Here is a 21,732-nt window from a genome sequence, read left to right on the forward strand (position 1 = left end):
AGCACATGTTAAAAACAAGTTTAAAGTCACTTGATCAAAGTGAAAAAATATATTCTCTCTTACCAACCATTAGAGGTTTCATTGATTCACTGTCTTCATTTGAAGTGAAACAAGTTAAAATAAATGAAAATATACGTGCTAATTTTTTAGAATACGATACCGCAACAAGAGATGAAAGAGTTTGGGAAGCACACAAAGTAGATTTTGATTTGCATTATATGTATGACGGAGAAGAAATGATAGATTTAGCTGATCCTAATCATATGAAAAAAGAGGACTACCACGAAGAAGATGATTATTATCTTCTTCATGGTGTCGAAGAAGAGATAGTTATTTTAAAAGCAGGTGAATTGCTCTTATTAACCCCAAATGAACCTCATCGTACTGGAATTAGAACAACGAAAAAGAAAGTCCGAAAAATAGTTTTTAAGATTAGGGTGTTGTGATATGAAAGGCTATTTATGTATTGATATTGGTGGAACAACTATAAAGTCAGGAATTTTTAACGCTGACGGAAATATATTAGAAAAATTTCCGCTTCTCAAGACTAATAATGCAGACGAAAGTCTAAATATAGTTAATTCTGTTAAATATTTGATAAAAAAAAGTAGAGACCAATATAATGTTCAAGGAGTATGTATTTCAACTGCTGGTGTCGTTGATCCAAATGAAGGTGAAGTTGTTTATGCAGGATATACAATACCTAATTATTCTAATACACCTCTAAAAAAAATGGTTGAAAAAGAATTCAATATACCGTGTGAAGTTGAGAATGATGTTAATGCAGCTTGTCTAGGGGAATTATGGAAGGGAAGTCTTAGAAATATAGCCAATGGTATTTGTTTAACTGTTGGGACAGGAATTGGTGGATCAATATTAATTGATAGTAAGATTCAACACGGTGTTGGTTTCACAGCTGGTGAAGTTGGTTATCTTAAGGTTAACGGAAGTAATTACCAGGATATTGCCTCAACGACATTTCTTGTAGAACAAGTATCTCGAAGGTTAGATAAAAAAATAACAGGAAAAGAAATATTTGATTTAGCAATTTCTGGTGATCAAGTCTGCATTGAAGAGATAGATAAAATGATAACTAATTTATCTATTGGATTAGTTAATATGATGTATTTACTTAATCCAGAAGTTATAGTGTTAGGTGGCGGAATTATGGCCCAAGAAGCTTACATCTCACCTTTAATTAAGAAGAAAGTAAGTATGCTAATTGAAGCAGACAGATTTAATAAAACTAAAATTCAATTTGCTACACTTAAAAATGATGCAGGAATGATTGGGGCGTTGTATAATTTTAAGAAACGACATAGATGAGGTTGAATTATGACTATTTTAGAAGAAATACAAAATAAATTTCCATCATTTTCTGAGAAAGAGAAACGAATTGCTACATACTTATTAAAAAATAATGATGTTATTAGTAATATAAATATTTCAACTCTTGCTAAAGAAACAGAAACATCTCCATCAACCATTACAAGATTTGCTAAAAAATTAAATCAAGATGGATTTGTAGATTTAAAAATTCAATTAAGTATGTTAAAAAATAATCGTAATATGAATGAAGATCTTCATAGTGAAGTATATCATTTTTATACAAAGGTAATTGAAAATACAGAAAAAATAGTCAAAAAAAGTGACTTAGAAATAGCAGTCAATAGCATTAAACTAGCGCCTAGAATTTTTATTTTTGGTGTGGGTAGTTCTGGATTAACAGCTTTAGAATTAACTCAGAGATTACTTAGAATGGGATTAAATGTTATTTCAACAACAGATTCACATATGATGCTTATAACAAGTGCTATGGCAATGAAAAATGACCTTGTAATTGGTATCTCTGCCTCTGGAGAAACTGTTGAAGTGAACGATGCTGTTATGCATGCTAAAGAAAATGGAGCTAACGTATTGAGTATTACCTGTTTTCCAGAAAGTACACTATCAAAAATTTCAGATACATCTTTAATTGCTTACAGTAGTGTTTTTGTAGATAATAAAAGATTTGTAAATTCTCAATTTGCAATTATGTATCAAATAGATGTTATTTCAACGATGCTTTTAGAAGATGAAAAATTAAATGAAAGAATGAGCCAAACAATTAAAGTGATTACAAGAGGTAATCAACACAGGGAGATAGGCAAAAATGACAAAACTTGAAAAATATAAAGGAATTATTCCAGCTTTTTATGCTTGCTACGATGAAAATGGAAATATTAGTGGAGAAAGAGTCCAAGAATTAGCGAAATTTTATTTAGATAAGGGTGTTAAAGGACTTTATGTAGGTGGTAGCTCAGGTGAGTGTATCTATCAAAATGTTACAGAGAGAAAAGAAGTATTAGAAAACGTTATGGCTGCTGTAGGTGGAAAAATGACAATTATAGCCCATGTTGCAGCACCTTCAACTAGAGATAGTGTTGAACTTGCTAAACATGCTGAAAGCTTAGGAGTAGATGCGTTAGCAGCAATTCCACCTATTTATTTTGGTTTACCAGAGTTTGCGATTAGAGATTATTGGACAGCTATGATGAATGCCTCATCATTAGATTTTATTATTTATAACATACCTCAAACAACAGGGTATGCTTTATCAGTTAACATGCTGAAAGAGATGATGTCATTTGATCAAGTTATTGGTGTAAAAAACTCATCTATGCCTGTACAAGATATTTATCTATTTAAGCGTAATGCCGGGAAAGAGATTGTTGTTTTTAATGGTCCTGATGAGCAATTTGTTGCAGGGCGAATAATGGGTGCTGATGCTGGTATCGGTGGAACTTATGGTGTTATGCCAGAGTTATTTTTAGCTGCCAATCAAGCAATTGAAGATAGTGAAATAGAAAAAGCACAAGAAATTCAAATTATGATAGATGATATTATTTTTAAAATGTTAGAAGCTAAAGGCAATTTATATGATGTCATGAAGGCTGTTTTAGTTAAAAGAGGTATCACGATAGGCTCAGTTAGAGCACCTTTACCACGTATTACTTCAGAAGATATGTCTATTGTAGAAGAAGTCTATGGGATGATAGAATTAGCAATAAAGAAATATTCACTATAAACAAGGGAGTGTGACTTAATTTTGTCACACTCCCTTTTACATTTATTCCTCTAAATAGGCTTCTTTAAAATCAAATTGTGCACCAGTTGAATGGTTTACGATTCCTTTTAATTTTGGATTACGTAATTTAGCTTCAGCTTTTTGGAAAATAGGGCTAACTGCTGCATCATCAGTTAAAATATTTTCAGCTTCAATGTAATCATTCCAGCGTTTTTCATCATCTGTAACATCAGTTGTTGAAGCTTTTTCTACTAATTCATCAAAATCTTTGTTTGAATATTTTCCGTAGTTATAAGGAGAGTCAGTTGTTAAAAGTTCCATGAAACTACTTGGATCTGGGTAATCAGCACCCCAACCAAATAAGAATAAATCAAATTCAGCGTTACGGCCTTTTTCAATAGCAGCTGTTAAAGGAACAATATTAACGTTGACTTTAGATCCCGAAAGTTTGTCTTCAATATCAAATTGAATAGCTTCAGCTAATTTTTTGATAACCTCATCATCATAAGATAATAAGTCAAAAGTAATTTCTTTTGTCCCAGTTTCCTTTTTAGCTTCTTCCCAAAGCTTTTTAGCTTCTTCCCAAAGCTTTTTAGCTTCCTCAATATCTGTTTTGACCATTGGTTTTGAGATATCCGCAAAATCTTTTTTATCGGTAGGAGAGAAAGACATGCCATTTGGTACAAGTCCTTTAGGTTCTTTTGAACCATCAGCTAAAATAAATTCTGTGATATTTTTTCGATCTAAAACAAGTGATACAGCTTGACGCGCTTTTTTGTTTTTAAAGAAATCTTCGCTTTGATTAAAAGTTAAATAAGTTGTTCCAGCTTTTGGTAGTGGCGTGAAAGCTTCATCTTCCTGATATTGTTTAGCTAGCTCACCAGATAAGGTAACATCATCTAATTCACCAGCTTCAAATAAGCGAACACTTGTTGAAGGTTCTTTACTTACTTGATTAACAATCGTATCTAGTTTTACTTTATCTTTATCCCAGTAAGTTGGATTTTTTGTTAGTTTCCATTCAGTATCTGTTCCTGCTCCGTCAAAATCTTCTAAAACAAAAGGACCATTATAAATTAAGTTTTCATTAGTTGCTCCGTATTGTTTTCCTTCTTTTTCAACAAAGGCTTTGTTTTGTGGAAAGAACGTTGGGAAAGCAAGTAGACTTTCGAAATAGGGAACAGGGCGCTCCATAGTTACTTCAATAGTAGTTTCATCCACAGCTTTAATGCCTAAATCAGTTTCAGGTAGTTTTCCTTCAATAATTTCTGTAGCATTTTTAATACCAGCAAATAATCCACTATATTCTGAACCTGTATCTGGATTAACAGCCTTTTGCCATCCGTAAACAAAATCATCTGCAGTTACTTTGTCACCATTTGACCATTTTAAATCATCTCTTAAATTGATTGTGTAAGTTAATTTGTCGTCGGAAACTGTAGGTACATCTTTAGCACTTGCTGGAACTAATTGATTGTTTTCATCTAATCGATAAAGGCCTTCCATGACATTATTTAAAACAGTGATACTGTAGGTATCCGTGGCTAATGTACTATCTAGTGAAGAAAGTTCTTGGTTAACAGCCATTGTTACTTTTTGTTCAGGTGTTTTATTAGTTTCTTCTTTTTTTGTTGTGTTAGACTGACAACCGGCTAATAGAAAAACCAATCCAACACTTCCCCATAAAATCTTTTTCATGATAATCCCCTCCTTGTATTTTAATGATTTTATAATATTATTATAATTAAGTCAAAATAAAAAGATGAAATTTTCAGATAATTTCACAAAAAGGAGAAGTAAAGATGATTAATCGAACAGAGTATACTTATGAATTAATTGAAAATGAAAAGGTAGTGAATGAATTGAAATGGAGTATGGCTGGTGGTGGTGTTAGAATTTTAACAGATATTCAATCAAAAGAGTCAATGGACCTTTTGATGGAGGCTTTTATTAAAGACTGCAAAGAGGAAGAAAAAACGATATTACCCCTAGCAATTCTTGGACAAAGCTACTTTAAAAGTCATCAACATGAAGGAGGAATATTAAAATCATTAGATACTATCTTTTTAAAAGAACAGATGAAAAAGAGATGAAGTAAATCATAAAAAAACGTATCACTGTGCTTTTAATAGCAAGGCTGATACGTTTTTTATGATTTAGTTTAAATATGTTCACTTACTAACGTTAATTAGATTATATATTTAAATGCAATTGACATTGTTATTTAAAAAGCATATCATTACTTCAAATCTTAGAGGAGGTCATCTTCATGACTAGCAAACAACTTGTTACATTTTCATCTTGTTGTTGTATGGTGCAAAAAGCAGCATACTATTTTGCTATGTCTATTAAGGGATGCCCAACAATCTTAGATGGAATTATTTTAGAGAATAATTAGCTTTTTTAGTTTTTTGTTTTTTAGAATAAATTAAAAACAACCATTTCAAGAGGTGCTGACATAATAGTCAGTACCTCTTTTTTTGTGGTTAAAAGGAGGAAAAATATGATTGTTTCCAGTGTGGACCAATTAATTGGTCAAACACCGGTGATGGCCTTTAACCATCATCATTTCAAACGTATCCCAAGAGATTCTCTAATTTATGCAAAATTAGAATATTTCAATCCAGGTGGGAGTATCAAAGATCGACTTGGTCACAAGTTGATAGAAGAAGGTATCAAGCAGGGAATAATTAATCAAGCAACAACGATTATTGAACCAACTGCGGGTAATACAGGAATAGGCATAGCTTTGGCAGCACAAAAATATAAGCTAAAAACGATTTTTGTTATTCCAGATAAATTTAGTATTGAAAAACAACAGCTCATAAAAGCTTTAGGTGCTGAGATAGTTCAAACAGATACTAGATTGGGCATCAGTGGTGCTATTAATAAGGCTAAGGAAATCCAGAAAAAAATAAAAAATAGTTATTTACCTTTACAATTTTCAAATCAAACCAATCCAAAAACATATTACGATACTTTAGGCCCAGAGATTTATCAAGAATTAGGAGAGGATATTACTTCATTTGTTGCAGGTATAGGAAGCGGTGGAACTTTTTCAGGTGTTTCTATTTATTTAAAAGAAAAAAATCCAGCTATTAGATTAGTTGGTGTAGAACCAGAAGGCTCGATTTTAAATGGTGGTAAAAGCCATTCACATGCTATCGAAGGAATTGGTGTCGAATTTATACCGCCTTTTCTTGAAACTATTTCAGTTAACAAGTTTTATACAATTTCAGATGAAATAGGTTTTTATTATACAAGAGAATTAGCAAAAAAACATGGCATATTAGTTGGTAGTTCAAGTGGAGCGGCTTTTGCTGCAGCCCTTGAAGAAATTGAAATCCTACCAAATGGAAGCAAAGTTGTAACCATTTTTCCTGATTCAGGTGATCGTTATTTATCAAATAAAATTTATAGTTAGGAAGTATTAAAATGAAAATAAATACACAATTAATTCATGGTGGAATAAGTACAGATAAGGAAACAGGAGCAGTGAGTGTTCCGATATATCAAACCTCAACTTTTAAACAAGAAAAAGTAGGGCAACCAGGGGCTTATGAATATTCTCGTTCTAGTAACCCCACTCGTTTTGCTTTAGAGGAATTAATCGCAGATATTGAGGGTGGGATTAAAGGTTTTGCCTTTGCATCAGGGCTTGCAGCAATACATAGCGTGTTATCTATTTTTCAACCAGGTGATCATTTGATTTTAGCAGATGATGTTTATGGTGGGACTTTCCGCTTATTTGAAAATGTATTAGTCAATCAACAGTTAACTTATTCAGTTGTTGATACAAGTCAAAAAGGATTGGTAGAGGAAGCCGTAACTGATAAAACAAAAGCAATATTTTTAGAAACACCGAGCAATCCTTTATTAAAAATTACTGATATTTCCTACCAAGTGGAAGTTGCTAGAAAAAATAATTTACTTGTAATTGTTGATAATACATTTGCTACACCTTATTTTCAACAACCATTAAAATTAGGTGCAGATATTGTTCTTCACAGTGCTACTAAATATATTGGTGGACATAGTGACGTTGTTTCAGGACTAGTTGCCACAAATAAATTAGAGCTAGCAGAAAAAATAGCTTTCAACCAAAATGCCATTGGCGGTGTTTTAGGACCTCATGATAGTTGGTTAGTTCAACGAAGTATTAAAACTCTCGGTATTCGAATGGAAGCTCATGAAAAAAATGCAATAGCTGTTGTTGATTATTTAACTAGACATTCAGCTGTTGAAAAAGTGTATTACCCTGGTCTTAACACACATCCTAATTATGAAATTGCTAAAAAACAAATGAGTGGTTTTAGTGGCATGATTTCTTTTGAATTAAAAGAAACTTATGATACGCATCTTTTTGTTGAATCATTAGAGTTATTTACATTAGGTGAAAGTTTAGGTGGAGTTGAAAGCTTAATTGAAGTGCCCTCTGTTATGACACACTCTTCAATGACAAAAGAAAGAAGAGAAGCAGCTGGCATTAAAGATGGTTTAATTAGATTATCTGTCGGTATCGAACACATTGATGATTTACTAATAGACTTAGAACAAGCTTTTCTAAAAGTAGGTGCTTAGTAAATGGGAAGAGAATTTTTAGATATATTTACTGGTTGGGCTGAGAGTTATGATGAGACAGTTGCAGGTAAGGATGATGAGTATAAAGAAGTTTTTGAAAATTATGATGACATGTTAGAAAAAATAGCAAAGCTTTCAGGAGCTTCTGTTTTAGAATTTGGTAGTGGAACGGGCAATTTAACACAGAAATTATTAGCTCACCAAAGAAAAGTTTTTCCAGTGGAACCATCTAAAGAAATGACCGAAATAGCTAAAAGAAAATCAGCTTTAAGAAATCAACTTTTCATAGAAGGTGATTTAGAAAATTTTCCAAAACCTAGTGAGGAGATAGACACGATTGTTTCAAGTTTTGTTTTTCATCATTTAACAGAAGCAGAAAAAAATAAGGTTATTCGAATGTACTATAATCTACTTCCTAAAAGAGGAAAAGTAATCATTGGAGACACAATGTTTTTATCACATGAAAATTACGAGTTAGTAAAAAAAGAATCTTATGATTCAAATAAATTGAACTTACTTGAAGATTTAGAGAGAGAATACTATCCCTTGATATTAGATATGGAAGTCTATTTCAGAGAAGCCGGTTTTAGAACAAAGTTTAATCAAATAAATCAATTTGCTTGGATTATTGAAGCAGTAAAAAACTAGATTGGAGTAATAAAAAATGAAAATGAATGTTGAGAGTTTTAATTTAGATCATACTAAGGTAAGTGCTCCTTATGTTAGAGTGGCAGATAGAAAAATAGGTAGTAATGGCGATTTAATTGTTAAATATGATGTGCGTTTTAAACAACCAAATAAAGAGCATATGGAGATGGCAAGTCTTCATTCTTTAGAACATTTAACAGCGGAGTTAATAAGAAATCATGCAGACTTTATAGTGGATTTTTCGCCAATGGGATGCCAAACAGGTTTTTATTTAACAGTTTTAAATCATGATGATTTAGATGAAGTTTTATTAGTTCTTGAAAAAACGATGAAGGATGTTTTAGTAGCTACTGAGGTTCCTGCGAGTAATGAAATCCAATGTGGATGGGCTAGTAGTCATACTTTAGAGGGTGCACAAAATTTAGCAAAAGAATTTTTAGAAAAAAGAAATGAATGGTCAAACATTTTTGCGTAAAATAAATCTTTAAATGTTAATTGAGCTGTTGTCTATGACGACAGCTTTTTTAGTTTACTAAAAAGGTTTGGGGAAATCTTAGTGATGGTTATATTTGGATAATTCAAAAAAATATGTCTTTAGGAATAGTTAGTCAGAAAGAGAAGACTAACTATTCCTAAAGGTTGTGATTAAATAAATCGATCATTCAAAAAATCCTCTTCTGATTCAATTCTTTTTTTCATATGAGTATCATAGTTAGAAACAAAGATACAAGAAAATAAAGAATTAAGAACATATTCAATACCTATTTGTGAGGAAAATGTTGATAGTTTTATTGTCTGATTTTCACTCACTGATACAGGTAAGATAAGATCAGCTAATTTACCAATATGGGATTCAGGATAAGCAGTAACAACAATTAATTTAACTTGTCTATTTTTTAAAATTTTAGCAATACGGTAACTATTTTTACTTTCACCACTGTAAGAAAGAATTAGCACGCAATCATCATCTGAAAAATTATTAGCAAGATGTCTATTTTCACCTGGAAGGTTAGGCATTAGGATGTGAAAACCAATTTTCATCATTTTATTTTGGAAATTTAATGCAGGAACAGTCGTATCTCCATAAGAAAATATACCAATTTTATTAGCATCGATAATAGAACTAACAGCTTGTTCCAAGAGTTCATTTGTATAAAGGAAAGACGTTTGGTTAATAGAATCTGTATAGAGAGCTTTAAGTTTGTTTAGAATATCCGCATTAGTATCGTTATCAGAGAAAGGAAAACTTGGATCTACTTCGATTAATTCTTTGGGTTTCACTTGAAGTTGTGCGGATAATTGAATTTTAAAGTCAGCAAACCCCTTTAATCCAATTTTTCGACAAAGTCTGACAATACTAGAAGTTGAAGAAAAGGTAGCATTCGCTAATTCTTGAACAGAAGTGGTCAATGCATTTTTGGGATTTTTAAGGATGTAATTGGCAATAAAAATTTCTGTGGTATTAAAGTTTTCTTGTTTATTTAAGGCTAAGATAATATCCAATAGTGAGCTCCTTTTGGAATAATATTTCCATTTTTTTGATAAATATCATTTCTTTGGAATGAAATATTAAAAGAATGTTATTTTGTTTACTCTTATTAAACCCTTATGATTAAATGGAGTCAACAAAAATGAGGGAGGAAGATAGATGTTACAAATTGCTTATATTGGAAATGGAAAGAGTACTAATCGTTATCATATACCTTTTGCTAAAAAATATCAGATATTAAAATAAAAAAAGTTTATTCGAGAAGTGAATCAATTTGGGATAAAATTCCAGATGTTGAGTATACTTGTAATAAAGAAGAAATTTATAGTGATTCTGAGATAGAATTAGTTGTGATTACAACACCTCCAATATCTCATTATGAATTGGCTAAGGAAGCTTTACTGAATGGGAAAAATGTTCTTGTAGAAAAACCTTTTACTGAAACAGTAGCCCAAGCAAAAGAATTATTTGAACTAGCCGCATCTAAAAAATTGATGATTCAATGTTTTCAAAATAGACGATTTGATTCAGATTTTTTGACTGTGAAAAAAATTATTGATAGTGGTATTTTAGGAGATTTGTTAGAAATAGAAATGCACTATGATTACTTTCGTCCAGAGGTACCAGAAGAAAAAAATACGTATTCAAAGTTAGAGAGCTTTGTTTATACTCATGCTTGTCATACTGTTGATCAAGTACTTTCATATTTTGGAGAACCAACAAATATTCATTATGATGTGAAACAAATTTTAGGAACTGGTAGGATGAGTGATTATTTTGATATAGATATGTGTTACGATCATCAAGTGAAAGTTTCTATAAAATCAAGCTACTTTAGGCTTAAAGAGAGGCCAAGTTTTGTTGTTTATGGGACTAAAGGCTGTTTTGTAAAAGCAACGAAAGATAGACAAGAAGAGCATCTGAAACACTTTTACATGCCTACTAATGCGGATTTTGGAATTGACCTACCAGAACACTACGGCGTATTATCTTATATTGATGAAGAAGGTACATATCATGAAGAAAAAGTAGTTTCTGAAGTTGGTGATTATAGTATGTTTTATCAACATTTATATGATACTTTAAAAAATAATAAACCGCATCTAGTAACAGAGGAAGAGACAATTAAACAAATAGAAATTTTAAATACCGCAACTTCACGACTTTCATCAGAAATTAAGGTATAATTTACATAATATAAAATATGAGGGGGAGTAAACATGAAATTAGGTATTTTAGGTGCAGGTATGATTGTCGGTCACTTTTTAGAAATGGCTAAAGATTTACCTGAAATAGAAGTAACATCGATTTTAGGAACTAAGAGAAGTTATGATAAATTAATGAAAATTCAAGCAGATAATAATATTGACCAAGCTTTTACAGACTTTGATGAATTTTTAGAAAAAAGTGATATGGATACTGTTTATGTCGCATTACCAAATCATCTTCATTATGAATATGCGAAAAAATCTTTAGAAGCAGGGAAACATGTTATTTGTGAGAAACCATTTACATTAACCTTAGCTGAATTTATGGAACTTAAGGAAATGGCATTAGCTAAAGATTTAGTCTTAGTTGAAGCTATTACTAATCAATATTTAGGTAACTATCAAACGATTAAAGAGATTATGCCTGAATTAGGTGAGTTAAAAATTATGGAGTGTAACTACTCTCAATACTCATCAAGATATGATGCCTTTAAAGAAGGAACCATTTTACCAGCCTTTAATCCTAAAATGGGTGGTGGGGCCTTAATGGATATTAATATTTATAATATTCACTTTGCTGTTGGACTTTTAGGAAAACCAAGTTCAGTTCATTATTTACCAAATGTTGAAAGAAATATTGATACTTCTGGTGTTTTAATTTTAGATTATCCAAATGTAAAAGTAGTATGTATCGGAGCAAAAGATTCAACCTCAGAAATTAGAACAACTATCCAAGGAAATAAGGGTTCGATTTTAATTAATGGCTCATCTAGCTTAATTGTAGAAGTTGAAAAACAATTAAATGGTGAAGAAGCGGTAGTTTATCAAAATAATGCTCATCCTCATCGTATGTACGAAGAATTTGCTGAATTTTACCGCATGATAACTGAGCATGATATGAAAGAAGTTGAAAAACAATTAGATCACAGTCAATTAGTGATGGAAGTAGTCGATAAAGCCCTAGCTAGTGGAAACATTGAATTAGGATAACTATTAAAACTTCAAGAGATATGTCTAAAACTTATCTTTTGAGGTTTTTTATTTTGGTCTAAATAGGGTAGAATAGATAAGTGATTAGAGAACTTTATCAACTATCTGAGAGATATGAAAAAATTAGATGATAACAGTTGAAAGGAGACGGTATCTTATGTTAGTTAAACATCATATTAATGCTAGCTTAAACTGGATTGAAACTAGAAAATTAAATGAGAGAGAAAAAAATACCTTACTTGATGAATATAAAATATCAGATGAAGTACTAGAATATGTTTTGGATACTTATGAACAGAGTAACTATATTCATGAACCAGAAGATGAACAGGAATTAGTTATTTTACATATGCCTGCCAAATCTCAAGAAAATAATCGTTATACAACTAAACCAATCGCTTTCTTAATTAAAGACAATAATTTATTTACATTTAATGAAAGTAATCTTTCTTTGATGAACCATGATATGAATAAGGAAACTGGTCAAGAAAGAATTGATACACCTGTTTCATTTATGCTAGAAAAAATTTACTTTTTAATGAGTAGTTATTTTCCAGTGTTAAGAGAGGTTACAAGACAACGTCATGTACTAGACGATATGTTAACAAAGAAACTAACGAATAAAGAGCTAGTTAAGTTAGCCTATTTACAACAGTCTTTAACTTTTATTTTAAATGCTGCTGAAAGTAATGTTGAGGCATTAACTATTTTAGAAAAATCTAAATTTGGTAAAGAGTTATCAGATGTGGAAAAAGAAAGATTAGAGGACGCTTTAATTGAAGCGGAACAAATTGTTCATATGGCAGAATTAGAAGCTAAAATTGTTGATAAAATCGCTAAAATATTTGACAGTATTATGAATAACAACCTAAATGATACGATGAAATTTTTAACAGTTTGGTCATTAGCTATTGCAATTCCAACTTTAATTACCGGTTTTTTTGGGATGAATATTAATTTACCAAAGGTTGATAAAGTATATGGATGGATTCAATTAACTATTTTATCAGTTGTACTTGTGGCGTGGTTAATTTTAGGTTTAAAACGTAATAAAAAAGTTTAGCTAATTTTTTATTTCATATTGATTGCTAATTGAACATTTATTTGTTAGTATAAATATATAATTTTTAACTCTTAGGGGAGTAACCAGTAGCAAATATATGCTGCGCTAATGTCAACAGTAAGTTAACGACTTGTCGTTTTCTGGTATTAGATGAAATGGTGAGACTTAAGACAAGTTTTTTTGCTTGTCTTAGGTCTCTTTTTTGTTATTAGTAACTCACCTAAAGAGAAAAGAAGGGGAAGAATCATATTGGAAAAGGAAACGTATCAAACTAGCCTTGATGAAATCATGGAAAAAGTCGGCAGTCAGTCAACTGGTTTAACAGGACAAGAGGCAGGTAGTCGTTTAGAAAAAAATGGATACAATCAACTAAAGGAAGCACCAAAAAAATCTACAATGGCACTCTTTTTAGAAACATTTAAAGATGCTATGGTAATTGTCTTATTAGTTGTAGCAGTTGTTCAAATGTTAATGGGAGCTTACGTTGAATCTCTTGTTATCTTCATTGTATTAATGATGAACTCTGTTGTCAGTGTGATTCAAACTAAAAAAGCAGAAGGTTCTCTTGATGCTTTAAAAAGTCTATCAGCTCCTGATGCTAATGTCATTCGTGACGGTAAAGAAACTGTTATTTTAGCAAAAGAATTAGTTGTTGGAGATGTTGTTATTTTAGAAGCTGGGGATTATGTACCGGCTGATGGTCGCTTACTAGAAGCAGGTTCTTTAAAAATTGATGAAGGAATGCTGACAGGTGAGTCAGTGCCAGTTGAAAAAAACTTAGAAGTTATATCTGGTTCAGTTCCAATTGGTGACAGAACAAATATGGTTTTCAGTGGAACAATCGTTACTTATGGTCGTGGTCTTTTCATAGTAACAGCAACAGGAAATGACACAGAAATTGGTCAAGTAGCTGGTCTTTTAGAAAGTACTAGCGAACAAAAAACACCACTACAACGTGGTTTAGATTTATTCAGTAAAAAATTAAGTCTTTGGATTTTAGTTTTATCAATTGTTATTTTAGCAGTTCAAGTAGCTCGTATCTTTATTAGTGGTGGCTCTACTGACTTAACAACAGATATTTTAAATGCTTTTATGTTTGCCGTAGCCGTAGCTGTAGCTGCTATTCCAGAAGCTTTGCAATCTATCGTTACAATTGTTTTATCTCTTGGAACTAAAAGAATGGCTAATCAACACGCGATTATCCGTCATTTACCAGCTGTAGAAACTCTAGGTTCAACAAGTGTTGTATGTACTGACAAAACTGGTACTTTAACACAAAATAAAATGACTGTTGTGGATCATTATTTACCAAGTAGTGGTGCTGAAACAATTTCAGAAGACCCATCAACTTGGACCAAAGAAATTAAGCGTATTATGGAAATTAGTTTGTTAGCTAATGATGCAGCTATTACTGAAGATGGTGAAAAAATCGGTGATCCAACTGAGATTGCTTTTCTTGATTACAGTGAAAAACTAAATTCTCCGTATCGTGAAACAAGACAAAAATATCCACGTCTACAAGAATTGCCATTCGATTCAGATCGTAAATTAATGTCAACGCTACATGAAATTGATGGCGAATTTTTAATGATGACAAAAGGTGGACCAGATGTTTTATTAGGTCGTAGTTCAAAAGTATTGATTGATGGTGAAGTAGTACCATTAACTAAAGAGTTATTAGCAACAATTCAAGAAAAAAATGAGGGCTTCTCAAAACGAGCTCTACGTGTATTAGCTTTTGCATATAAACCTGTATCAGAAAATCGTGTGTTATCATTAGAAGATGAAAATGAACTGATTTTCGTTGGTTTAATGGCGATGATTGATCCGCCAAGAGAGCAAGTAAAAGATGCTGTTCGTGATGCTAAAAGTGCTGGTATTAAAACAGTTATGATTACAGGGGATCACAAAACGACAGCTGTTGCCATTGCTCGTGAAATTGGTATTTCTGAGGATGGACATATGGCTTTAACAGGAACAGAATTAGATGCTCTAACAGAAGAAGAACTAAAACGAGATTTAGAAAAAATTACAGTTTATGCTCGTGTCTCACCAGAAAATAAAATCCGTATTGTCCGCGCATGGCAAGATAAAGGTAATATTGCTGCTATGACAGGTGATGGTGTAAATGATGCACCAGCTCTTAAACAAGCAGATATTGGGATTGCAATGGGAACAGGTACTGACGTTGCTAAAGATGCTTCAGCTATGATTTTAACTGATGATAACTTTGCTTCAATCATTAGTGCTGTAAAAGTTGGACGAAATGTCTTTGATAACATTAAAAAAGCGATTGCTTATCTATTCTCAGGTAACTTAGGAGCAATCATTGCCATCTTATTTGCTCTTGTAGTTGGTTGGGCAAATCCATTTACAGCGTTACAGTTACTATTTATTAACTTAGTAAATGATTCTCTACCTGCAATTGCTTTAGGAATGGAAAAGGAAGAACCAACAATTATGAACCGCAAACCAAGAGATCCAAATGAAGGAATCTTCTCAGGGGATACATTAACTTCAGTGATTTACCGTGGTTCTTTAATTGGTATTGCTGTTATTATCGCTCAGTACATTGGTATGCAAACTTCACCAGAAATGGGTGTTGCAATGGCATTCTCAACATTAATCTGGAGTCGTACATTACAAACATTCCCAGCAAGATCAAATAGCCAATCAGCAATTAAAGCTGGATTCTTCTCAAATAGAATGGTCATTTTAGCTGTTAGTTTATGTGCAGTTCTTTATACAGTCACATTAATTCCAGGTTTACGTTCAGTATTCTCTATTCCAGCTACTTTTGGTTTAACGCAAATTGGTATTTCGGTTGGGTTAGCTTTAGCTGCTATTGTTTTAATGGAAGTGACTAAATTAATATTGAAGAAAAAATAAAGTGGATATTCGCAACCATTTGAAAAAACAAAGTATTGATTTCAATGCTTTGTTTTTTTATATCAAAAGATTGGAATCGTTTCAAAAAAATGGTACTATAAAAGAAAAATGATAAAGAGGGATAAAATGAAAGCAACGATGAAAGACGTGGCTTCCTTGGCTGGAGTGGGTGTTGGAAGCGTCTCACGAGTAATAAATGGCGTGAATGTAAAGGAAACAACAAAAGAAAAAGTTTTAGCTGCGATAAAAGAGCTTGACTATACACCTGATGAGTACGCAAGGGGATTAAAAACAAATAGAACAAATACTGTCGCTTTAATCATTCCAACAATTTGGCACCCGTTTTTTTCTGAATTTGCCTATTATTTGGAAGAAACTCTTAGTCAAAGAAATTATAAATTATTAATTTGTAATGCAGATGGTAGTCCTGAAAAAGAAAAAGAGTACATTGAGATGGTGAAGCAAAGTAAAGTAGATGGCATTATTGGTGTTACTTACTCTGATATTGATAAATTTGTCTCCTCAAAGATTCCTTTTGTAAGTATTGATCGACATTTCTCAGAACCAATTTCTTATGTAACTGCAGATAATTTTTTAGGCGGCCAAATAGCTGCTCAAGAATTGATTAAACGTGATTGTAAAGAGTTAGCTTATATTGGTGGTATATCACCATATCCTAATGAAACGAATAATCGAAAGGAAGGATTTTTTAGTGAATGTCGTAATTTAAATATGAATGTCACTAGCTTGGTTATGCCAGAACCTATTGATGATCTACCGTCGCAATTGGACAAGTTTATTAGTGAAAATCCTAATATTGATGGTATTTTTACAATCAATGATTTTATGGGATTAGATGTAATAAAATCAATGGAACGACAAGGAAAAAAAGCACCTGAAGATTATCAGATTATTGGTTTTGATGGTATTAGAATCTCTGAAAATAAAGAGTATTTACTATCAACAATTGTTCAACCTATTGAAGAAATGGCGAGAGTATCTGTTGAAACTTTATTAAATATTGTTTTATTCCAAGAAAAATCAGAGCGTAAAGTGTTACCGGTTTATTTTAAAGAAAGTGCTACAACTAAAACTCTTGACAATTAAAAATAAGCATGTTAATCTTAATTTGTAAAAACGGGAAACGTTTCCAAAGTGTGAGGCGTTTCTTTTATTAAAACAATTTGGAAACGTTTCAAATATGAGGGAGGAAAACATGATGAAAAGAAGAACAATGGGATTAATTACAGTCGGTGTTTTAAGTTTGGGGATACTAGCTGGCTGTGGTAATAGTGAAAAAAAGAGAGCAGCAATCCAGGTGAGATTAAAGTTTGGGTTCAATTTTCAGATGAAACGGCTGAAGGTAAAGCATGGCAAGAAGTTGTTGAGAATTTTAATAAAGAAAATGAAGGTAAGTACAAAGCAACAACAGAATACATTCCAAGAAGCGGGAGTGGCGGTGGATATGAAGATAAAGTAAATGCTGCTGTTTCAACAAATAGTTTACCAGATGTTATCACTTTAGACGGGCCAAATACAGCAGCTTATGCTCAATCAAAAGTGATCGCTCCACTTGATGAGTATTTAGAAGATGCTGATATGGATGACGTACTAGATAGTATTAAACAGCAAGGAACTTACGATGGTAAAATGTATGCATTTGGTTTTTCAGAATCTAACGTAGGTATTTATTATAATAAAAAGATGTTTAAAGAGGCAGGAATTAGTGAAGCTGAAATTCCAACTTTAGAAAAACCATGGACATGGAGTGAATTTAACCAAATAGCAGAAAAACTGCAAAAAAAATATGACGGCCCTGTTTTTGATATGCAAATTGCTAATAAGGATGAAATGTTGACATATGGTTATACACCTTTTGTTTGGTCAAATGGTGGAAATGTTGTAAACGAAGATGGAAAAAAAGCTGAAGGCTATTTTGATTCGAAAGAAACGATTGAAGCATTTGAATTTATTCAAAATTTAGTGAAGAAAGACTATGTTCCGATTTCACCTATTGAAAAAGGATTTGAAACAGAAAAATATCCTATGTACCTAAGTGGATCTTGGACAATGGCGGATTTAGAAGAAAATTATAAAGATGTGGATTACGGAATTCTACCTTATCCGGTATCTGATAAAACGAAAAAATTAGTTTCACCTACTGGAAGTTGGCAACTTGGTATGACAACTAGTACGAAAGAAAAAGAAGCATCAGCTGAATTTATTAAATTTGCAACAAACACCGAATCAAGTAAAATCATTAGTTTAAGTAACAGTGTTTTACCAATTAGAAATTCAACAATTGAATTAATCAAAGATGATGTAAACGATGGCATGAAAATGTTAATGGAACAGAATCAAATTTCTGGTCAAGCAAGACCAGTTGTTGTTGCTTACCCTCAAGTCTCACGAGCTTTCCAACAAGCTATTCAAGATATTTCATATTTTGAAGAAAATCCTGATGTGTCTAAAGTGTTGAAAGCAAGAACAAAAGAAATGCAACAAGCAATCGATAACTCAATTAAATAAATATAATGGCTGTCTTTATAGGCAGCCTTTAAGGAAGGGATAACTATGAAATCGAAGCCAACATTAAAAGATAACATACTAGGATATAGTTTCTTATCCCCAGCACTTATTTTATTAACTATTTTTCTACTAGTGCCAGTAGGTATGGTATTTTATTACGCTTTTACCGATTACTATTTATTAACACCGGATGCTAGACAATTTGTAGGGTTAGAAAACTTTAAACGCCTCATGAGTGATCCGATTTTTAGAAAGAGTATTTTGAATACAGTAAAATTTGTTGTTTGGATTATTCCAGTTCAACTAGGTGCAGCTTTAGGAATGGCACTCCTGATCAATAAACAAAGAAAAGGTAACATGTTTTTTAAAGTTGCTTTCTTTGCACCAGTGGTCATGTCTTTAGTTGTTATTTCTATTCTATGGTTGTATTTATTAAATCCAAATGAGGGACTAATTAACGCTCTTTTAAATAAAGTAGGTATTAGCTCAATGCCATTTTTAACAAGTCCTAAACAGGCAATGTATACAATTGTTTTTGTATCAGCTTGGCAAGGAGCTGGTTATCAAATGTTATTACTTTTAGGTGGTATGCAAAATATTCCACAAGATGTTTATGAAGCAGCGGAAATTGATGGGTTTTCTAAATTCCAACAGTTTTGGTATATTACCTTACCTTTATTAAAACCAACAGCCATTTTCGTATTATTAACAACTTTAATCTCAGCATTTAAGTTGATTGTTCAGCCAATGGTTATGACACAAGGTGGTCCGATGAACTCAACTATGACTATGGTTTACTACATTTATCAAACAGGATTCACAGATAGACTAGTTGGTTATTCTAGCTCAATTGCTTTAATATTTACGACTTTAATTGGTTTAATAACGATAGGGCAACGAAAACTAGTGAAGGAGGATGAAGACTAATGAAAAGAAAAAGAAGAATGCTAACTATTGTAGAATATACCTTACTCATTTTGTTAGCGATGATCTTTTTATTTCCAATGATTTGGATGATTGTTTCTTCAATGAAGCCTGAAGCTGATGTGTTTAATAATTTGACTTCTTTTAAAGCTTTTTTACCAAGTTTAAATCCTGCTAACTGGTTTAAAACATATCAAGCAGTTGTAAGTAGATTTAGTGTTGGTACATATCTTTTTAATAGTTTATTTTATGGTTTAACGTTTGCTTTTGGATCGATTTTAGTTAATTCATTAGCAGGATTTGCTTTTGCGAAAATAAATTTTTCAGGTAAAAAGGTCATATTTGGTTTACTACTAGCTCTGTTAATTATCCCAATGGAAACAGTTTTAATACCTCAATTTACAATAATCACTAAATTAGGATTAGTAAATAATCGATTAGCGGTTATATTACCGGGAATTGCTAGTGCATTCAATATTTATCTATTTAGAAATTTCTTTATTGCTATTCCAGAAGAAATTATTGAATCAGCAAAATTAGATGGGGCAAGTACCTTACAAATTTTCTTTAAAATCATGTTACCAATGTCAAAACCTGCTATTGCGACTGTAGGGGTTTTATCTTTCATTGGTAGTTGGAATGACTATATTTGGCCGTTAATGGTTTTAACGGATAAGAGTAAATTTTCAATGCAAGTAGCAATTACTGCAATTAATACAACTCAACCAGTTTATATTAATCAAGTAATGGCAGTGTTAACTATCTCAACGATTCCATTAATCATTGTCTATATCGTTGCACAAAAATACATAGTTCAAGGACTAGGTGGTTCTGGAACAGGAATAAAATAATTAGGAGAGAAAAAAATGACGTCATTAACAAAAGCAAATGAATTTATACTAAATAATAAAAAAACTGTTAATCCAATGTTTCGAAACCAATATCATTTAATGGGACCAATTGGTTGGATTAATGATCCGAATGGCTTTGTTTACTTCAGAGGAGAGTATCATTTGTTTTATCAGTTCTATCCTTATGATAGTGTTTGGGGACCAATGCACTGGGGACATGCAAAGTCAAAAGACTTGATTCATTGGGAAGACTTGCCAGTAGCATTAGCTCCTAGTGAAGATTATGATATTGACGGCTGTTTTTCAGGAACCGCATTAGTAAAAGATGATAAATTATATTTATTTTATACAGGTCATGTGGAAAATGAGACCTTGAAAAGAGAAGTCCAATGTATGGCAGTTTCAGATGATGGCATACACTTTGAAAAGTCAATGAATAATCCACTTGTAGATGAAACTCACATAGAAAATATTGCTTCACCTGAAGATTTTAGAGATCCTAAAGTGTTTGCAAGAGAGGATGTATATTTTATGCTTGTTGCCTCTCAAACGGCTGATTCAAGAGGTCAAATCCTGATGTTTAGATCAAAAAACTTGAAAGATTGGTTTTTTTACTCGGTTTTATTAGAGGGGAATTCAACTCAGGGTATTATGTGGGAGTGTCCAGACTTATTTCAATTAAACGGAAAAGATGTTTTGATAATGTCTCCGATTCAGATGCCAAAAGAAGATCATAAATATGCAAATCGTAGCTCAACAGTAGCATTTATTGGTGAAATTAATTGGGAAACTGGAAAAATGCATGTTGATAACTACCATGAAATAGATAGCGGATTAGATTTTTATGCTCCTCAAACAGTTATTAATGGACAGGGTGAACGCTATTTAACAGCGTGGATGCAAATGTGGGATAGAAATATGCCAACTAATGATTTAAAACATGGTTGGGCAGGATCGATGACGCTACCTAGAAAACTTTCTATAAAAAATAATAAGTTGATCCAGCAGCCTGTTAAATTTAGTAAAGAGCAATTAATATCAAAAAGAAAACTAGTTGATGTTTTAGTGAATGACTCAAGAGTAGTAGTAGAGCCGATAAAGAAAGCTAATCGAATTAATTTAGAAGTAGATTTGAGCAAAGGTGAATTATTTACGATTCATTATGGGAAAAACGAAGAAAATTATTTTGAAATTAGTTACAATGTTTTGGATTCCCTATTAACTATTAGTCGAGAGCTGATTGGTCAGCCTATTACGGGAGCTGAAAAACCTAACTTGAATAAGAGAAGTGCTTATGTTCCTCTAAATAAAGGGAAATTAGGTTTAGATTTGTATGGAGATACCTCTTCTATTGAATTATTCACTCATGATGGGCAAACACTATCGACAACTTTCTTTGAAGAAAATTTTACAGAAATTATTGAAATCACCTCAACTGGTGATGCCTTAATTGAAGTGTTAGAAATTTACGACATTAATGTGAATTAGGAGGA

19 protein-coding genes and 2 pseudogenes are annotated in these 21,732 nt (G+C 32.0%); 19 read left to right on the forward strand and 2 right to left on the reverse strand.

What is annotated here, in order from left to right:
- Positions 1-5: 5 nt before the first annotated feature.
- The 4 genes from DFR54_RS09830 to DFR54_RS09845 are packed head-to-tail and all read left to right on the forward strand — an operon-like array spanning position 6 to position 3,067.
- A complete protein-coding gene (locus DFR54_RS09830) occupies positions 6-446 on the forward strand; it encodes a NanQ anomerase/TabA/YiaL family protein (protein WP_114290068.1) in 441 nt (146 codons plus the stop codon).
- Between the two features lies 1 nt (position 447).
- Positions 448-1,326, forward strand: coding sequence for an ROK family protein (locus tag DFR54_RS09835; RefSeq protein WP_114290069.1), 879 nt, complete (start codon positions 448-450; stop codon positions 1,324-1,326).
- A 9-nt stretch (positions 1,327-1,335) separates the two neighbouring features.
- A complete protein-coding gene (locus DFR54_RS09840) occupies positions 1,336-2,166 on the forward strand; it encodes a MurR/RpiR family transcriptional regulator (protein WP_114290070.1) in 831 nt (276 codons plus the stop codon).
- Complete coding sequence (locus DFR54_RS09845; RefSeq protein ID WP_114290071.1) at positions 2,153-3,067, forward strand: dihydrodipicolinate synthase family protein; 915 nt, start codon at positions 2,153-2,155, stop codon at positions 3,065-3,067. Before DFR54_RS09840 ends, DFR54_RS09845 begins: the two co-directional genes overlap by 14 nt.
- A 42-nt stretch (positions 3,068-3,109) precedes the next feature.
- Here the strand turns inward: DFR54_RS09845 and DFR54_RS09850 are convergent, their stop codons facing one another.
- A complete protein-coding gene (locus DFR54_RS09850; protein ID WP_114290072.1) occupies positions 3,110-4,765 on the reverse strand; it encodes a peptide ABC transporter substrate-binding protein in 1,656 nt (551 codons plus the stop codon).
- A gap of 104 nt (positions 4,766-4,869) precedes the next feature.
- Between DFR54_RS09850 and DFR54_RS09855 the strand changes: the two genes are divergently transcribed.
- The 6 genes from DFR54_RS09855 to DFR54_RS09875 all read left to right on the forward strand — a co-directional run bounded on the left by DFR54_RS09855 (position 4,870) and on the right by DFR54_RS09875 (position 8,771).
- Positions 4,870-5,160: a hypothetical protein gene (locus tag DFR54_RS09855; RefSeq protein WP_114290073.1), complete on the forward strand. Its 291-nt coding sequence runs from the start codon at positions 4,870-4,872 to the stop codon at positions 5,158-5,160.
- Between the two features lie 176 nt (positions 5,161-5,336).
- Positions 5,337-5,465 carry a hypothetical protein gene (locus tag DFR54_RS13485; protein WP_264478149.1) on the forward strand — a complete coding sequence of 43 codons (129 nt, stop codon included), beginning with the start codon at positions 5,337-5,339 and terminating at the stop codon, positions 5,463-5,465.
- 105 nt (positions 5,466-5,570) lie between these two features.
- Positions 5,571-6,491: a PLP-dependent cysteine synthase family protein gene (locus DFR54_RS09860; RefSeq protein WP_114290074.1), complete on the forward strand. Its 921-nt coding sequence runs from the start codon at positions 5,571-5,573 to the stop codon at positions 6,489-6,491.
- An 11-nt stretch (positions 6,492-6,502) separates the two neighbouring features.
- Positions 6,503-7,648: a cystathionine gamma-synthase gene (locus DFR54_RS09865; RefSeq protein ID WP_114290075.1), complete on the forward strand. Its 1,146-nt coding sequence runs from the start codon at positions 6,503-6,505 to the stop codon at positions 7,646-7,648.
- A 3-nt stretch (positions 7,649-7,651) separates the two neighbouring features.
- Positions 7,652-8,296, forward strand: a complete 645-nt coding sequence (locus tag DFR54_RS09870; protein WP_114290076.1) for a class I SAM-dependent methyltransferase — start codon at positions 7,652-7,654, stop codon at positions 8,294-8,296.
- Between the two features lie 16 nt (positions 8,297-8,312).
- On the forward strand, positions 8,313-8,771 hold the full coding sequence (locus tag DFR54_RS09875) for an S-ribosylhomocysteine lyase (RefSeq protein WP_114290077.1): 459 nt from the start codon (positions 8,313-8,315) through the stop codon (positions 8,769-8,771).
- 170 nt (positions 8,772-8,941) lie between these two features.
- On the opposite strand, the gene DFR54_RS09880 is transcribed toward DFR54_RS09875, so the two are convergent.
- A complete protein-coding gene (locus DFR54_RS09880) occupies positions 8,942-9,799 on the reverse strand; it encodes a MurR/RpiR family transcriptional regulator (RefSeq protein ID WP_114290078.1) in 858 nt (285 codons plus the stop codon).
- A gap of 145 nt (positions 9,800-9,944) precedes the next feature.
- Between DFR54_RS09880 and DFR54_RS09885 the strand changes: the two are divergent.
- The 9 genes and pseudogenes from DFR54_RS09885 to DFR54_RS09925 all read left to right on the forward strand — a co-directional run bounded on the left by DFR54_RS09885 (position 9,945) and on the right by DFR54_RS09925 (position 21,727).
- Positions 9,945-10,972: pseudogene (locus DFR54_RS09885) on the forward strand (Gfo/Idh/MocA family oxidoreductase).
- Positions 10,973-11,005: 33 nt separating this feature from the next.
- The gene (locus tag DFR54_RS09890; protein WP_114290079.1) at positions 11,006-11,983 is read left to right on the forward strand and encodes a Gfo/Idh/MocA family protein; all 978 of its coding nucleotides are present in this window, start codon (positions 11,006-11,008) and stop codon (positions 11,981-11,983) included.
- 157 nt (positions 11,984-12,140) lie between these two features.
- Positions 12,141-13,046 carry a magnesium transporter CorA family protein gene (locus tag DFR54_RS09895; RefSeq protein ID WP_170126955.1) on the forward strand — a complete coding sequence of 302 codons (906 nt, stop codon included), beginning with the start codon at positions 12,141-12,143 and terminating at the stop codon, positions 13,044-13,046.
- Between the two features lie 249 nt (positions 13,047-13,295).
- Positions 13,296-15,935, forward strand: a complete 2,640-nt coding sequence (locus DFR54_RS09900) for a cation-translocating P-type ATPase (protein ID WP_114290080.1) — start codon at positions 13,296-13,298, stop codon at positions 15,933-15,935.
- Positions 15,936-16,061: 126 nt separating this feature from the next.
- Positions 16,062-17,042, forward strand: coding sequence for a LacI family DNA-binding transcriptional regulator (locus DFR54_RS09905; protein WP_114290081.1), 981 nt, complete (start codon positions 16,062-16,064; stop codon positions 17,040-17,042).
- Between the two features lie 112 nt (positions 17,043-17,154).
- A pseudogene (locus DFR54_RS09910) lies at positions 17,155-18,464 on the forward strand (ABC transporter substrate-binding protein).
- A gap of 45 nt (positions 18,465-18,509) precedes the next feature.
- Positions 18,510-19,391 carry a carbohydrate ABC transporter permease gene (locus tag DFR54_RS09915; RefSeq protein ID WP_114290082.1) on the forward strand — a complete coding sequence of 294 codons (882 nt, stop codon included), beginning with the start codon at positions 18,510-18,512 and terminating at the stop codon, positions 19,389-19,391.
- Entirely contained in the window at positions 19,391-20,239 is an 849-nt protein-coding gene (locus tag DFR54_RS09920) for a carbohydrate ABC transporter permease (protein WP_114290083.1), read from the forward strand. Before DFR54_RS09915 ends, DFR54_RS09920 begins: the two co-directional genes overlap by 1 nt.
- Positions 20,240-20,254: 15 nt before the next feature.
- Entirely contained in the window at positions 20,255-21,727 is a 1,473-nt protein-coding gene (locus DFR54_RS09925; RefSeq protein WP_114290084.1) for a glycoside hydrolase family 32 protein, read from the forward strand.
- Positions 21,728-21,732 lie beyond the last annotated feature (5 nt).

The sequence above is a fragment of the Vagococcus fluvialis genome (assembly GCF_003337315.1).
Lineage (GTDB): Bacteria > Bacillota > Bacilli > Lactobacillales > Vagococcaceae > Vagococcus > Vagococcus fluvialis.